Raw genomic sequence first — 15,524 nt, 5'->3', positions numbered from 1 at the left:
CGATACTGCAGCATGGCGGTCAGTCGGCGTAAGATGTATGGTTCCTGCCACGCATTAAAGCTGAGGTACGTGCCATGGCAGACGACCTTACCTATCGCATCTGCGTCATCGTAGGCGGCTTGATCCCCGTCCTGTTAGCCGCAATCGCAATCTTCGCCCGATGAAGGCACCGATACTGAGCCCCCGCGAGAAGCGCCTCTTGCGGCGTATCGCCCGTGGCTGCTCTGACAGATCTATTGCGGCTCAGATCGGCGGAAGAGCAGATCAAGTTGGCGAACAGCGAAAGCGACTGCTGCAAAAACTACAGCTCAATTCCCCGTCTGAGATTGCAGAAGCTGCCGCGCGGTGGGCATTTTGGCCATCTTACAAATTCACTGCGGCCGCTGACGAGGCGGCTCTCTGGCAAAAGTGTAAGGAGGACGGCAGCTACGGACCGCCGTCCTAAACTTCGCCTGCATCAATACCGGTAAGGATATTGCCCCGGACAAATGTATTGTCCGTAGCTGTCATAGTAGCAGCCGGAGTTGTAATAGCCGTAGGCACCCGCCGCAGCGGCTGCGCCAACCGCCGCAGCGCCATACCCCCAACCAGGGCGATAGTAACCGCGACCATAACCCGGATACCCCGCTACCGGACGGCCGGGGCGCCCTGCGATCGGGCGGCCCGGACGCCCCGCGATCGGACGCCCCGCTATCGGATGCGCTGGTCGCGCAATTCGTCCGGCGTGCATCCCACTGCCTCGGAAGCCACCGGCACGCATGCCGCCGCCGTGAAAGCCACCTCCACCGCCACGGAAGCCGCCGCCTCCGCCACGGCGCGCATACGCATCATCGGGGATGAGAGTTGCAGTGAGCAGAACAAATGCTGCTAGACCGGCGAGAATGTATTTGAGCATCGTTCATCTCCGAACTTGGAGTTCGTGAGCGAACGAGACTGGTGGCCTCACTGCGGGCAGCGTTGACGTAGATCAACGATACCGGCGGCGGATTGGACACAAACTGCCATTGCGGCGCGTTGCCCCCGCCGCGCGCTGCACTCTTCGGAAAATCACGGCGATGTGGGTCCTGATGTACGTCTTTTCTTACTCCGTCAGCCCAGCCGCCACCAACGACAGGGCGGACTGGCGGCTCCTTCCCACCGTGGTGTTTCAGGAATTCTCGAACGAAGAACGATGCAGGGCGGCCAAAACGGCGCTGGAAGGAAGTTTAAGGGACGCCGGAGCCAAGCTGCGCAGCGGCCTAGAAGACCTGAAGGCTATCGGCAAAGCTGACCCTACGCAAATCATCATCGCCTACAACGTGGAATGCCTTCCGAAATAAGGTCGGCACCACCCCTACTTTTTCGATGGTCACGGCAGGCAGCGAAACGCGACAGCAGCAAGCGACGGGCGCGGCAGCATCATGGGCCGTAGGAAGGCCGCACGGCGTCCCGGGGGCGGCAGGACTATTGGTCCCCAGCCAGCGCATACAGTGAAATAGGGCCTAATAGGGCCCAGCCTCTTTCCGGCAGATCTCTCGCCCTCCAGTTGCGGCCAGGAAACTATTTTATTTTCAGGGGCTTAAGCCGCCCTCAACAGACCAGAAAAGCTGCTTGCGGAAAGGACCACACGGTTTTGCCGTACGCGCGGTTCGTTGGCACCGCAGGGTTCGACGGCGTTGTGCACGTTGCCATCGAAATGCTGACGCGACGAACCTGACAGCGCCGTCCGTCCGCGCGAAGCCTTAGGGCTCACGGAGAGCAATCCGTCCTGCCCGCAGCTTTCGCGCCCGACGCTGCCGCGTCCACCGCTCCCCGGCTCCGCGATCATCACGACACATGATCGCCCCTCAAGGGTGAGCCGGGATGGGCGATTATACGTCAATTCCGAATTTCGGTAAAGCGGAATCTTTTTGCGCGGGCGGGTTGACAGTCCGGCGACACAGCAAGATCCTGTGGCCCCGATGGCGCCACGACGTCGAACGCAGCGGCGCTCAGGCCGACATCGCTCCCTTGCGCCCGAACGGATCGAGCAGACGGACAATCTCGCAGGCGGCGACGAGACCGGTGAGCCAGGCGGCGCTGGTCAGCCCGAGGCGCGTCACGATGGCTGCGGTGAAGGCGCCCTCTCCGCCCAGGAACGGCGTCGCGGCGAGCAGCGCGAGCTCATAGGCCGCATAGGCGGCGACGAGCGTGACGGCCAGCGCCAGCGGCGTGCGGCCCTGCGGCAGCATGCGCAGCACCGCAGACGAAACGGCGGTCGCCAGCAGCGCGGCCGCGCCGATCGCAAAACCCCAGGCGACGGTGCTGCCGTCGATGGGATAGTGCAGCGCGCCGAAGCCGATGGTCTGGTTGACGAGCCAGGCGCCGGTGACGACGAGCAGCGCCGGCCGCAGCGGCAGCATCGCGGCCGCGACGACGGCAAAGGCCGCGAACGGTGTTGCACAGGCGAGCGCGAAGCTCGCGAGCGCGCATGACGCCGCGAGCAGCCCAAAGCAGAACATCGGCGCAAGGCGCGGCGTCACCGGATGAAGCCGCAGACTGTCGGCGTGAGACGGCTGGATGCTGAGAGCCATAAGTGATCTCCTTCTATTCGAATTCTAGTGCATTTGGGGACGTGTGACAGCCCTATCGACGTCAGAACGTTGCGCCGGCTTTGAGCAGATAGCTGCGGCCGGGCAGCGGATAGGCGCTGAAGCGACCGTCGGTAAAGGTGCTTGCGACTGCATAGTCGTAGTAGAGCGCGTTCAGCAAATTGTTGACGCTGAGCGACCAGAAGTACCGCTCATATTGACCACTGAGCTTGAGGTCGATCGTGCCATTGGCAGGAATCGGCTTCTGAGTGCCGGCCTGGTCGTTGTCCATGCGACGCTCGCTCCAGAACCGCGCGGTGGCGTCGAGCACCACATAGTTCTGCCAGATGTTCCAAGTGACACCCACACTCGCGGTGTAGCGCGAGACCAGCGGCACATCATTGCCGGCCCAGACGCCCTCTCGGAAGACAGCCCTCGTATAAGCCATGCCGGCGCGCAAGAGCAGCGCGTCGTTGACGCGATAGGAGACACTGGTCTCCGAGCCGTAACGGCGGGTCGGATCGAGATTGGTATTGTAGAACAGGATTGGATTGAAATGGATCTCGTTGGTGAGGTCCATCAGATAGAGACTGCTCTGCATCTGAAGACCGCCTCCCTTGATACGCAGCCCAGCCTCGACATCCTGCGAGGTCTGGGTCTTGAGCAGGAACGTTTGCGGCAGTGGATTGAAGAAGGGATCGAATGAGGGTCCTGACGACACCCGCTCGTCGACGTCAGGCGTGCGAAACGCCCGCGCGGCGCGGCCGAACAGCGAGACCATGTCGTTGAGGCGATGCTCGGCACCGAGGTGCAGCGCATATTGGGTCTCGTCGCTCCTGAGCGGGAGCGCGCCGATGTCGGCGTTGAACGGAGCTGCCGGATCAAAATTGTCACGTGCCGACAGACTGATGGTCTGCACCCGCGCGCCATAGGAAACGTCGGTCGTAGGCGTCACACCCAATGTGTGCTGAAAATAGCCCGCAACGGTCTGCTGCCTGAGGTCGTAATTGTGCCAGGCGGCGAGACCCTGGCCGGCGCCGCGGTTCTGCTGAAAGCTCGCATCGTAATAGTCGATGCCGGTCAAGAGCTGGGACGGCATTCCGAGCAGGAGGCTCTTCACGCTGAGCCGCGGCGTGATCGACCATGTCGTCAGATCAGCGTCGACATAGGTCGAGGTGAAAAAGGCGGGCACGGGCGTCGGACTGGAGAAGAAAGCACTCTGCTGCCTCTTGTCGCGCAGGCCGCCGTCGACGATGAGATCGACGTCGTTCACCAGGGTTTTTGTGAAGCCCGCTGTCGCGCCAAAACCTTGCTGGTTGGCATAGTTGAAGGGCGTGCTGGTCCCCTTCCGGTTGGTCGCGAGCTCGTCGAGGCCGATCGAGGGATCGACGGTGCGGCCGCCCGGCAGTCGCAGCTCCTGATTGTCGCCGGTCACGGTCAGGAACGCAGTCAACCCCGGCGTCGTGTAGTTCAGATTGCCGACGCCGTTCTCCTGGGAATAACGATTGTTGTCACGATAGCCATCGGTCTTGACGGTGTTGCCGTAAAACGAGGTCGACCACGGACCGGAATTGAGCCACGTCGAGACGTTGGCGAGCCTGGTGTTGAACGAGCCGAAGCCGGCCTCGATGCCCGCGGCCATGGGTGGTCCGCCGACGCCGTTCTTGGTGACGATGTTGATGACGCCGCCGACCGCGTTGTCCCCATAGAGCACCGCACCGGAATTGCCGCGCGTGATCTCGATGCGCTCGATGGAATTGAGCGGGATGGTGGCAAGGTCCACCTGCGCCATGTCGATGTCGTTCAGCCGCCGTCCGTTGACCAGCACCAGCGTGTTGGCGGTTGCGAACGCGCCGAAGCCGCGCAGGTCGACACCGGTCTTGGCGCCGATCGGACCGCCATAGAACGTCGTGATCTGGGCGCCCGGTACTTGCGTCGAGATGATCTCGGCAAGCGTCTGCGACGGCGAATGGGCGATGTCCGCGGCCGTGATGACGGTCGTGGCGGCGCCGACGATGCCTCCATTGTTGCTGGCCGCCTCACCGCCAAAGCCGGCCGAGCCGGTCCCTGTCGGCGCGCCGTTCGGCGTCGCACGGCGTCTCCCCATGTCGCCATCGCTGCTCGCCCTGGCACGCGTGCGGTTCTGATCGTCGGCCCTGGTCACTTCGACCGGCGGCAACTGCTCGGCGGCAGTCTGGGCGCGGACGCCCCTCATATTGAGGACAAGAACGGGAATGATGAAGCTGGACGCCAGCCAGGCCGTGCGACGGCACCGGATTGCGGCGGAAACGGAAGACATGCGAACAAAACCTCGGCAGGACATCAGTGGCACGTCACAGCGAACGAGGTTTCACGACGGAGCGATCAATCGCTCCGGTGAAGCTAATGTCTGTACTCCCCGACCGACATCTTCGCGTGTGACCACGGCTGACGGCAGGTCTCCTGGCTCGCGGGTCGTTACCTCTCCGTCGCCTTCCCAGGACCGAGATTCCCAGTGGCATAGGACGAGAGATTCGCCGCTTACAGTTGCGGGGGCAGCCATGGCATTGAGAAGATCCCGGCGTTGGGAAAATCTCGCACCACGTTCCCTTTTGATCTCCGTGAGGAGAACCGTCGCGGATCTTTTACGAGTCGTGCAGCCCGGGAGTCAATCGGCTGGTTGCATCTGGCAGCGACCACTCGCCGCTGCCGGTGCGTCCCGCAAGCAGAGGCCCGGCAGCTACGTCCGCCCTCGCGGGCGCTGGGCCTGCGCCCAAGCGATGGCGACGTCGCGTGGCGGAACATCGATGCGCTTGATCGGCGTCAGTTCGCCGGAGGCAGAGACAATCGCGGTCTCCTCGCGGCGGCAGCGCCGACACACGAAACGGACCTCACGCGGGAATGCCGACCAGCTTGAACGTTTGACGTTGGCAGCCATCGGCCATGCGTCGCAATGCGAGCACGACACTAGGAACCGGCCGGGATCGAGCATACCCATTCAATCGGACTCCACGCGTCCTGCCCGCCTCCTTCAATGATTAATCCAAGTGAATCGTTCCGGTGCCTGGGCACCGCCGACGGCCTCCTGTCTTTTGGCGCGCCGGCGATTTTGGCCACAAGCATCAAGAACTCAGCGAGCCCCCTTGAGGGTGCAGGAGGTCGTGCAGGTGACCGTGGTGCCGTGATCGCATGACTTGCAGGCGCTGACGCACTGGTTCATGTCGCGAGGATTGTAGCTGTAGTTTCGCATCGGGCAGGTCGACGTCGAGCCGGTGATGTCCTGCTCCTGATCGCAGGCAGCCGTCATGAGCGCGAATATGATCACTGCAACGAGACGCATGGGATTGCCCGTCAAACATGGCAAGTGACACTCGCGAGGCGCTGCATTGCAACGAACCCCGGCCTTCCCACTACGAGCCATCGCCAATCAGCGACGCCCGCATGCGCCTGAGAATGCGCGCCAAATGTTAAGAACGGATTGCAGTCGGCCTCAAGCAGCAGCGCTGGTCGCGATCGCCTGCCGCATATCCACCGCCAGCTGGCGGTACTGCTCGGCGAGCTTCAGATAGAACTCGCGCTTGGTGCTGTCGGTGGCGAGCTTGGCAATCAGCTCGCACTCGGCGGAGAGCGTCTCGAACCGTTCGAGCCTGTCCTCAAGGTGTGTCATCGGCGTGTCCCCATCTGACGCCTCAGGGACGTCGAGCCTAAGCCCGGGAAATAGGTCACGGCGAACATCGTTATGGAGTAGAATCGTTTTTTCCAGTCGGCGACGCCGGACGGCAGGCAATGCTATTTCTGCTCCAACCGCCAGGCGCCGTCCCAACCCACGTCCGGCGGGTTAACCTCGAACTGCGCGATGCGGCCGAGCAGCGTGCGCGAGGGACCGTCGCCGGGGACCGCTTCGAGCGCGGCGTTGAAGGCGGCGCGGGCGTCGTCGAAGTGCCCGGCGCGATAGGCGGCAAGGCCTTCGGCATAGTGCGTGCGCAGGCGCGCTTGCGCATCGGTGAGTGCGCCGGCCTTGCCCATCACCTCGAAGACGGCCTGCGGTGCGCGCTGCCCCGCGACCGCGACGCGATCAATCTCACGCAGTTCGAGCAGTGAGCCGATCGCATCCGCCGTTGCTTGCGAGACCAGGACGCGGGTGCCGTAGGCCTTGTTGGCGGCCTCCAGCCGCGAGGCGAGGTTCACGGCGTCGCCCATCACGGTAAAGCTCATCATCAGCTCGGAGCCGATGCTGCCGGTCAGGACCTCGCCGGTGGCGATGCCGATGCGCAGATCGCACGGCGCCGGCATGGCGCGGATGCCGAGCAGATCCGGCAGCTGCTTCTGGAGCGCGGGCACCTGATCGGCCATCTCGATGGCGGCAAGGCCGGCGAGCATCGCCTGCTCGTCCTCCTCGATGAAGGGCGGGCCCCAATAGCACATGATGGCATCGCCGATATATTTGTCGATGATGCCGCGATTGCTGCGGATGGGGCCGGACATCACCGTGAAATAGTGGTTCATCACCTTGACGAGGCCGCGCGGGGTCACGCCCTCGCTCATCGAGGTGAAGCCGCTCATGTCGCAGAACATGATGGTCATGACCCGGCGCTGGCCGTCGATGGCGACCTCCGGCCGGTCAATCAGGCCCTGCACCACTTTCGGGTCGATGTAGCGGCCGAAGGTCTCACGGATGCGCTCGTTGTGGCGGAGCTGCTCGATCATGCGGTTGAAGGCCGCGGCAAGCTCGCCGATCTCATCCTGGGTGGAGACGGTAATGGGCTTGTCGAACCGGCCCGCCTCGACCTCGCGGGTGCCGGCGAGCAGCAGCCGCACCGGGCGCGTGATGCCGCTACTCACCAGGAGCGCAAAGGCAAATCCAACGATCGCTGCGAGCAAGGTCACGATGCCCGATACGATGATCGCCTGGTGCTGATGGCTAATCACCTGCGACGTGCTGAAGAAAACCTGCGCCAGCATGTCGGCGCGGATCGCATCGATCTTCTGATTGAACTGGTCGCGCAGCACGTCGATGTGCTCCAGCGTGCCGCGGGCCTCCGCCATCTGTCTGGCATCGACCTGCTTGGCCAGCTTTGCGTGGTCCTCGGTCAGATCGCGGCGCAGCTCAGTGACGGCGGTCTCGATGCGGAGCTCGATCCGCGCCAGCGCGGCATTGTCGGACGGTGTCCTGGGATCGTTGATGATGGCGTTGATGAGCGTGCGTGCGCTCTCGGCCTCCTCTTCGATCCTGCGGTCGGTCTGCTCGAACTCGCGCACCCGCGCCGCGTAGGCCTCCTCGTCCGACGGCGACTGCATCTTGGTCATGACCATGCGCCGCAGCGCCAGCGCCCGCTCCAGCGAGCGGATGTTGGCGCGCGCCAGATGGCCGTAGGCCGGGATGTAGCGGTTGGTCAGCTCGTCCAGGAGGACGCCGACCTTGCTCGACATCACCATCGACAGGATCGAGGTGACCAGCATCAGGACGATCAATCCGAGGGCGATGCCGACGATCTTGCGCCGGATCGACTGGTTGAAAATCGGCATAGGTGCAGGGCAAAGGCTGAAAGGATGAAGCGAGGGAACTCAATACACCGGATTTAGCGGTGGGAACACGCGCAATCTCGCCTTTCTGACGCCGTGAACCGTACGCAACCGTCGCGCGAGCCCAATCGTTAACAAAGGTTAAACATGCTGCCTTTTCCGCTATTTCGGAAGTTCCCGAGTTCCCATCCGTATTTTGCCGCATTGTTGCGAGAGCGTGAGGAATGCGAAACGATGTCATGACATCGTTTGGTGTCGTCTCTTGATTCTCAAGCCGCATGTCGTCGCGGACCTTGGTTTGTAGTGGTTTCGCAGGGGGACCATGGAATGAACCAGTGCCTACGCTCGCTCGCGTGTGTCGTTGCCGTGGCCACGATGGCCCTCCTTCCCACCGAGTTGGCGGCGAAGAGCAATCATAAATCATCCGCGCCGAAGAAGACGCATGAGGCGAAAGCCGGCAAGCAGCGCCATGCCTCGGCCGGCAAAGCGCGGCACGGCAAGCACGCCGAGGCCAAGCGCAAGCCGAAGAAAGCGGTCGACGAGCCCTCGGACAAGCCGGCACCGCCGCCGCTGACAGGCGATCTCGCCGCGCTGAAGGATGCGATCGACCTCGCGCGCAAGGGCAAGACCGAAGATGCGGGCGCCGCGCGCGACCGCATCACTGACCCCGCCGGACAGAGGCTTGCGGACTGGTTCATGCTGCGCCACTCCGAGAGCACGGCGAATTTCAAGCGCTACGCCGCCTTCCTCGCCGCCAATCCGGACTGGCCGAGCAGCGCTCTGCTCCGCCGCCGCGCCGAGGCGCGGCTGTGGCAGGAGAAGAGTGACGCGGCCATTGTGCACAAATTCACCATGGACCGGCCGACCAGCGCCAAGGGCAAGTTCGCGCTGGCCCGCGTACTGCTCTCTGAAGGCGAGGCCGACAGGGCCGCGCGTCTCGTGCGCGAGGCCTGGCGCACGGACGAATTGTCCGAGCGGAGCGAAGAAGACTCCTACGCGGCGTTCAGCGATCTTCTGTCCGCTGACGATCACCGCGCGCGCATGGACAAGCGCCTCGGCGCCAAGGACTATGCAGGCGCAAGGCGCGCGGCCAAACGTCTCGGCGAGGATGCGCTCGCGATCGTGAAGGCCTGCGCCGCCGTCACCGGCAAAGCGAGCAAGGCCAAGGACTATCTCGAGGACGTCTCGACCGAGGCGCGGCGCGATCTCGGCTATGTGCTGTGCCGCGCCCAGTGGCATCTTCAGAACGACCGCATCGACGACGCAGCCGAGGTGATCCTCGCCGCCCGACCCGACACGATGGCCGCGCAGGACACCGATGCCTGGTGGCGCGAGCGCCGCCTGCTGGCGCGCAAGCTGCTCGACCAGGGCAAGTTCAAGACCGCCTATGACGTAGTGCGCACGGCCGCGGTGCCGGAGAAAGAAGTCTACCGCGTCGACTACCACTTCATGTGCGGCTGGATCGCGCTGCGCTATCTCGACGATCCCAGGACGGCGATGGTGCACTTCGCCGCGATCGACGAGGGATCGGCCAATCCGATCGCGCTGTCGCGCGCCCATTACTGGCGCGGCCGCGCCGCCGAGGCGATGGGTGCTACAGCCGACGCGCGCATGAGCTATCGGGCGGCGGCGCGCTATCAGACCGCCTATTACGGTCAGCTCGCCCGCGCAAAGCTCGGCCTGGACCGGATCGAGCTGCGCGCGCCCTCGCCCGTGCTGGCCGCCGCCGACACGCAGTTGGCGGACGAGCGCGTGCGCGCAGCCAACATGCTATACGATATCGGCGAGCGCGACGTCGTGTTCTATTATGCCGAGGATTTTGCCAAGGAGAGCACCGACGCCGCGGCGCTCGAAGCGCTCGCCGCGCTCGCCGGACAGCGCAATGACGCACGCGTGATGCTGGAGGTCGGCAAGTCGGCCCTGGCGCGCGGGCTTGCACTCGACCATTATGCCTTTCCCACCATCGGCATTCCCGAGCACAAGCAGGTCGCACCCGCGATCGAGACCAGCGTGATCTATTCGGTGGCGCGCACCGAAAGCTCGTTCGACCAGCGCGACAAGTCGCCTGCCAATGCGGTCGGGCTGATGCAGGTGACGCCGGAAGCGGGCCGCGACACCGCCAAACGCTTCGGCCTGACCTATGACTGGGACAGGATGGTCTCCGATCCCGTCTACAATACCCAGATGGGCGCGGCCGAGCTCAGCGCGCTCTTGTCGGAATATCGCGGCAACCAGATCATGACCTTCGCCGGCTACAATGCCGGCCGCGGCCGTGTGCGCGAATGGGTGCAGGCGCGTGGCGATCCCAGAGATCCCAAGGTCGATCCGGTCGACTGGGTGGAGCGCATCCCGCTGTCGGAGACGCGCAACTACGTCCAGCGGGTGATCGAGAACGTCCTCGTCTACCGTGCGCGGTTCGAAGACAGCAGCATGATCGCCGGCAAGAGCGACCAGCGCGTCGTCAGGCACGAGGTCAGCGCAACTGCACCCGTGGCGGCCGCAGCACCCGCTCCCTAGTCAACGCCGCCGGGGCTGGACGCGGCGCCTGCGGGGTCACGGTGCTGCGGCTTCCACGCGCGTATAGTCGCGCAGCCAGGTGTCACCTCCTTCCATCGATCAGATCGCCACCGCCCAAATATGCGCCGGTCAACGCTCTTGCGAAGGTCCAGGCGTGTATCGTGCAGCTCCAGCACGAGACGGCACTCAGGACCGCCAACATCTCGATCATGTTGCCAGCGGCGAGCTCGACGTTACCCGCGGCCGGTTCTGTGCGCCCGGGCATCGACCATTGCATGAAGAACGTGGCGAGTTCGCCGCGACGGTAGCAATCGGTGTCACAGTAACAGCGTTGTGTCCGCACATGCCGGACATAGCCGGTCCCGATTGACCGCGAGCATGCGCTGCACGTGGCGGCGCGCAACGGGGGCTCGTGATTGACCACCACGAATTTCATGAAGCCGCCCTCACGCGATCTTTCGCGAGCGCCTCGCAGAACAATGCGTAACACTGATAGTCGCAGTAAGGCAGACGGGTCGCGATCTCGCGGAGATAGCTGCCGCCGATCGGCTCGCAGCACTGCATGCACCAGGTTTGCCGGAACGGGGTCCGACCGTTCACGAGGACGAACGCGAATCTCATGTGGCACCTCCCAAAGCGAAGCAGTAAACGCTGTCCATCGGAGACAGTGCGGGCGGTGGAGCGCAAAGATGGTTTCGGCCGTCCGGATTATCCCTGTTTCGCTCCACTTTTTGCGGTGGGATCAGAATGAATCTCCCGTCCTCCCTGCGCCGTGCATAGAGCCGGCCGTCGATGTACTTGATATCTGTCGGATAGCAGTCCGCGTTGCTGCAGCAACTGAGGCTCGGATTGTCCGGCATGTGCCAGGTCGAATAGAATTTTTCGTGCAGCGCCTGGTCCTGGGGTGGGTGCTGGCGATGAACGGTGCCATGTCCCGCCTCCTGCGCCTGGGCCGTCGCGGCGGCGCCGAGGAGAACCATCGCGCACAAGAGCTTGCATGAACGGTTCAACGCACGGGCTCCCGGATTAGATGTCAGCTCTCCAATTCAGTCCTCACGCGACCTGCGCCCGAAACAGCCACCGGCGGTCGCGTTCGCGGCGTGTGCGGAAGCGATCAACGCATTTCTTGGAGCAGAGCGCAGTGCGCCAGGAATAGTAGCGGATCAGACCAAACTTGCCGCCACACACCGCACAGCCCTTGATCGAAGGGCAACGTTCGGACTCGGATAGGCGACGCTCAGGAAGTTGCGACGTATCGCACATTGTTCTCTCCCTCTTTCGGCTGCTTGCGCTCTTGCCTATTGGTTTCCTTCGAATTCACGCGGGTCGTGAGTTGCGGAGATCGCGGCTGCGTGTCGAGAAATGCAGCTGCCTCGTCGCTGGTCGCCTGCCCGTGTCGGTGAAAGCGCCCGGGGCTATACGCTTCAGACCCGGTTCTCGTGCGAACACTGCGATTGGCTGGTCGACACTCCCGATTGGCCGTGAGACTAGTCCCCCCAGAACAAGACGCTCAATTGTACGGAGGTAATTGGCCGACATGACTAGGAATGGAGGAGCTATACTTAGGTTTGTCCCGTAGTCGCCCGGGACTCTCGCGATGGCCCATGTTCAACGAGACGGCGAACGACGCACAAGCTGCACGGCAACCGTGAAAAACTTGCCCAGCACGACGTGCTTGATGCGCTGCGGCGAACAGGGCGGCGAGCAGCCAATTCCAAGGCCAATGTCGCAGTCGCCATCCGACTTTGGCCGGAATTGCTCCTCCGGCGGCAACGTGCTCTACTTGCGTTCACGCAGAGAGCGCCGGGAGCGTCTGCGATGAAGCCGGGCCGGGCAGCCACGTTCGGGAAGTCAGCCGCGCAATTCCTCGCCGGCTGCGTCAAGCAAGTTGTCACCCCCAAGCCGCGCACTGAGACCGGTGACGCCGGTCTGCTGGAGGCGGTCAAGCAGTGGCAGCAAGTCTTCGAGCACAACCCGGTCATGTACTTCATGGTCGACCCGAGTGGAACCGTGATCAACGTGAACACGTTCGGCGCGGCGCAGCTGGGCTATACGGCCGCGGAGTTGATCGGCCGATCGGTGCTGGATGTCTTTTTCGAGGAAGACCGCGACTTCGTCCGCGCGTGTGTCGCACTGTGCCTTGAGACCATCGATCAGTCACACACCTGGGAGATTCGGAAGGTTCGCAAGGATGGCTCGGTGCTATGGGTGCGCGAGAACGCCAAGACCATGCTGCGGGCCAATGGCGGGCCAATCGTGCTGGTCGCCTGCGAGAACATCACTGAGCGCAAAGAAGCGGAGAATGCGCTGCGACAGAGCGAAGCTTACCTCGCCCAGGCGCAGGAATTGAGCCACACCGGCAGTTTCGGCTGGAGGGCCGCAACCGGCGAGATCACCTGGTCCAAGGAGACCTATCGCATCTTCCAATGCGACGAAGGGACCAAGCCAGAGATCCCGTTCATGCTCCAGCGGATCCATCCGGAGGACCGGCTCGCAGTGCAGAAGACCACGGGCCGGGCGGCGCGCGAGGGGAAAGACTATGATCACGAATACCGGCTGGTGATGCCCGACGGTTCCATCAAGTACGTCCGAGCCGTCGCCCGGGCGACGCGAGATGCCGGCGGTCACGTGGAGTTCGTGGGATCGGTGACCGACATCACGGCGACCAAGGAGGCAGAACGCAGGCTTCGTGACAGCGAGCAGCGCTTTCGCGACTATGCCGAAACTGCCTCCGACTGGTTCTGGGAGACGGGGCCAGACCATCGCGTCACCCAAGTATCGGAACATTCAGATACCGTCGCCGCCCCCGCAGGCCTGATCGGGCTCACGCGTTGGGACATTGCTCCGGACTCTGATCTCGAGCCCGAAAAATGGCGACAACATCGGGCGGCGCTCGACGCCCACATTCCGTTCCGCGATCTCGTGTACCGCAGCAAGGACCGCAACGGACACCCGATCTATGTCCGGACCAGCGGCAAGCCATTTTTCGACGCCAACGGGGCCTTTCTGGGTTATCGGGGCGTCTGCACCGACGTGACCGCGGCCATCCGGGCCGATCAGGCCGAAGACGCGCTGCGCAAGGCCCAAGCCGAGCTCGCCCATGTCACGCGCGTCACGACACTGGGTGAGCTGACCGCTTCAATCGCCCATGAAATCAACCAGCCGCTCGCCGCCGTGATCGCAAACGCCGACGCCTGCGTCGCCTGGCTGCAACGCAGTCCGCCCGACCTCAAGGCAGCGCGCCGCTCCGTGGAGTGGATCATCGAGGACGGCAAGCGTGCCAGCGATGTGATCCGTCACGTTCGGGCGCTCGCCAAGCGTTCCGAAATCGAGATGGCTCCGCTCGACGTCAGCGTGGTCGTGCGCGAGGCCGTCGCGCTCGTTCAGCGCGAGATGGCCAGCCATGCCGTGTCGGTCCGAATGGAGCTGTCGTCGGCACTGCCCAGGATCGTTGGCGATCGCATTCAATTGCAGCAGGTCCTGATCAACCTGATCAAGAACGGGATCGAGGCCATGGAAGGCATCCATGATCGCCCGCGCGAGCTGGCGATCCGTTCAGCGGCAGACGAGGATGGCGCGGTGCTGGTGAGCGTCTCCGACTGCGGCGTCGGCATCTGCGAACAGGCAATGGACCGCCTGTTCATGCCGTTCTTTACCACGAAGTCCTCCGGCATGGGCATGGGCCTGTCGATCTGCCGCTCCATTATCGAGGCCCATGGCGGACGACTTTCCGCCATACCGAACCGGGAGCATGGCGCGACCTTTCAGATCACGCTGCCGCTCCATCGAGAGGACGCATTGTGACCGAGCGCGCGGGGCCTTCGCCCAAGGAGGACGGCGATCAGCCAATCGTCTTCATCGTCGACGACGACGCGTCCATGCGCCGTGCGCTCACCAATCTGTTCGAGTCGGTCGGCCTCAAGGTCGAAGCATTCGGCTCGGCGCCGCAACTCCTGCAGGCCAAGCCGCCAGAAGTCCCCAGTTGCCTGGTGCTCGACATCCGCCTGCCCGGAACAAGCGGTCTCGAGCTGCAGACCGATCTTGCCAAGGCAAATATCCATACGCCCATCATCTTCATCACCGGTCATGGTGATATTCCCATGTCTGTTCGGGCCATGAAGAGCGGCGCGATCGACTTCCTGACCAAGCCGGTTCGCGACCAGGACATCCTGGACGCGGTCCAGGCCGCGATCGAGCGAGACCGCAAGCGCCGCGATCTTAACAAGACGGTCTCGAACGTCAGATCACGCTTCGAGTCACTCAGCTCGCGGGAGCGGGACGTCTTGTCACTGGTAACGTCGGGCCTGATGAACAAGCAAGTGGCCGCCCAGCTCGGTTTGGCGGAAATCACCGTCAAGATCTATCGCGGCCAGATCATGCGGAAAATGGGCGCGAAGTCGCTGGCCGACCTCGTGAGGATGAGCGAGGCGCTCGGGATTCGACCCAGCAAGCCCGACGTACAAACCTAAGTATGAGTTTCCAATGGTGGCTGGCAGGTCCACCTTGCACGTTTAGGTGTGGCCGTGGCGACGGCAAGCGTAATCCCGAGCGAGGAGCGGACGTCTTGTCAGTGGCTTCGGTCATTTCGGTGCTTGATGATGATCCCTACGTGCGGGCCGCGATCAACAATCTCCTGGAATCCCGCGGATACATCGTCCACACATTCGCCTCCGCCGAGGAATTTTTGCGGTCGGCCGATTCGACCGACACCTCGTGCGTGATCGCGGACGTGCAGATGCCGTCGGTCACTGGAATCGATCTGCTGACGCAGATGCGCGCGCAGGGGTCGGCGACGCCATTCATCTTCATCACTGCTTTTCCGGATGAGAGCGTGCGTGTGCGTGCGCTTAAAGCGGGGGCAAGTTGTTTCCTCGGTAAGCCGTTCGCCGCCTCGGATCTGATGCAATGCCTGGAGGTAGCGCTGGCAGCAGGTGGCGAAACCATGAAGTGATTGTC

The 15,524-nt window shown here is 63.3% G+C and carries 14 protein-coding genes and 1 riboswitch; of the genes, 6 read left to right on the top strand and 8 right to left on the bottom strand.

The annotated features are described in order from the left end of the window. The first annotated feature begins 160 nt into the window (after positions 1-160). Complete coding sequence (locus tag XH85_RS48080) at positions 161-445, top strand: LuxR C-terminal-related transcriptional regulator (protein WP_128933562.1); 285 nt, start codon at positions 161-163, stop codon at positions 443-445. 622 nt (positions 446-1,067) lie between these two features. Next, positions 1,068-1,319, top strand: coding sequence for a hypothetical protein (locus XH85_RS22715; protein ID WP_245473784.1), 252 nt, complete (start codon positions 1,068-1,070; stop codon positions 1,317-1,319). Positions 1,320-1,970: 651 nt separating this feature from the next. Here XH85_RS22715 and XH85_RS22710 read toward each other — a convergent pair. The 5 genes from XH85_RS22710 to XH85_RS22690 form a co-directional block, all read right to left on the bottom strand. Then, entirely contained in the window at positions 1,971-2,552 is a 582-nt protein-coding gene (locus XH85_RS22710) for a hypothetical protein (protein ID WP_128933559.1), read from the bottom strand. Positions 2,553-2,613: 61 nt separating this feature from the next. Then, positions 2,614-4,764 carry a TonB-dependent receptor gene (locus XH85_RS22705; protein ID WP_420837915.1) on the bottom strand — a complete coding sequence of 717 codons (2,151 nt, stop codon included), beginning with the start codon at positions 4,762-4,764 and terminating at the stop codon, positions 2,614-2,616. Between the two features lie 200 nt (positions 4,765-4,964). Beyond that, a riboswitch (cobalamin riboswitch) is annotated at positions 4,965-5,179 on the bottom strand. Positions 5,180-5,658: 479 nt separating this feature from the next. After that, positions 5,659-5,868 carry a hypothetical protein gene (locus XH85_RS22695; protein ID WP_091885589.1) on the bottom strand — a complete coding sequence of 70 codons (210 nt, stop codon included), beginning with the start codon at positions 5,866-5,868 and terminating at the stop codon, positions 5,659-5,661. 150 nt (positions 5,869-6,018) lie between these two features. Continuing rightward, a complete protein-coding gene (locus XH85_RS45270; RefSeq protein WP_164934897.1) occupies positions 6,019-6,195 on the bottom strand; it encodes a hypothetical protein in 177 nt (58 codons plus the stop codon). A gap of 122 nt (positions 6,196-6,317) precedes the next feature. Next, on the bottom strand, positions 6,318-8,054 hold the full coding sequence (locus XH85_RS22690; protein ID WP_128933556.1) for an adenylate/guanylate cyclase domain-containing protein: 1,737 nt from the start codon (positions 8,052-8,054) through the stop codon (positions 6,318-6,320). A gap of 324 nt (positions 8,055-8,378) precedes the next feature. Here XH85_RS22690 and XH85_RS22685 point away from each other — a divergent pair, with 324 nt between their 5' ends. After that, positions 8,379-10,568 carry a transglycosylase SLT domain-containing protein gene (locus tag XH85_RS22685; RefSeq protein ID WP_128933555.1) on the top strand — a complete coding sequence of 730 codons (2,190 nt, stop codon included), beginning with the start codon at positions 8,379-8,381 and terminating at the stop codon, positions 10,566-10,568. Positions 10,569-10,650: 82 nt separating this feature from the next. On the opposite strand, the gene XH85_RS22680 is transcribed toward XH85_RS22685, so the two are convergent. Genes XH85_RS22680 through XH85_RS22670 form a run of 3 tightly spaced genes read right to left on the bottom strand, consistent with a single transcriptional unit; the run spans position 10,651 to position 11,578 of the window. Further along, positions 10,651-11,004: a hypothetical protein gene (locus XH85_RS22680; RefSeq protein ID WP_128933554.1), complete on the bottom strand. Its 354-nt coding sequence runs from the start codon at positions 11,002-11,004 to the stop codon at positions 10,651-10,653. Beyond that, the gene (locus XH85_RS22675; protein ID WP_128933553.1) at positions 11,001-11,189 is read right to left on the bottom strand and encodes a hypothetical protein; all 189 of its coding nucleotides are present in this window, start codon (positions 11,187-11,189) and stop codon (positions 11,001-11,003) included. Before XH85_RS22675 ends, XH85_RS22680 begins: the two co-directional genes overlap by 4 nt. Then, entirely contained in the window at positions 11,186-11,578 is a 393-nt protein-coding gene (locus XH85_RS22670; RefSeq protein WP_128933552.1) for a hypothetical protein, read from the bottom strand. The genes XH85_RS22675 and XH85_RS22670 overlap by 4 nt, the downstream gene beginning before the upstream one ends. An 808-nt stretch (positions 11,579-12,386) precedes the next feature. On the opposite strand from XH85_RS22670, the gene XH85_RS22660 reads away from it, so the two are divergent. The 3 genes from XH85_RS22660 to XH85_RS22650 all read left to right on the top strand — a co-directional run bounded on the left by XH85_RS22660 (position 12,387) and on the right by XH85_RS22650 (position 15,519). Further along, a complete protein-coding gene (locus XH85_RS22660) occupies positions 12,387-14,372 on the top strand; it encodes a PAS domain S-box protein (protein WP_128933550.1) in 1,986 nt (661 codons plus the stop codon). After that, on the top strand, positions 14,369-15,037 hold the full coding sequence (locus XH85_RS22655) for a response regulator transcription factor (RefSeq protein WP_128933549.1): 669 nt from the start codon (positions 14,369-14,371) through the stop codon (positions 15,035-15,037). Before XH85_RS22660 ends, XH85_RS22655 begins: the two co-directional genes overlap by 4 nt. 95 nt (positions 15,038-15,132) lie before the next feature. Next, a complete protein-coding gene (locus XH85_RS22650) occupies positions 15,133-15,519 on the top strand; it encodes a response regulator transcription factor (protein ID WP_164940613.1) in 387 nt (128 codons plus the stop codon). The last annotated feature ends 5 nt before the right edge of the window (positions 15,520-15,524 follow it).

The sequence above is a fragment of the Bradyrhizobium zhanjiangense genome (assembly GCF_004114935.1).
In the GTDB taxonomy this organism is placed as follows: Bacteria; Pseudomonadota; Alphaproteobacteria; order Rhizobiales; family Xanthobacteraceae; genus Bradyrhizobium; species Bradyrhizobium zhanjiangense.
Note: the sequence above shows the minus strand (reverse complement) of the source record. Positions and strands in the feature narration are given on the sequence as shown.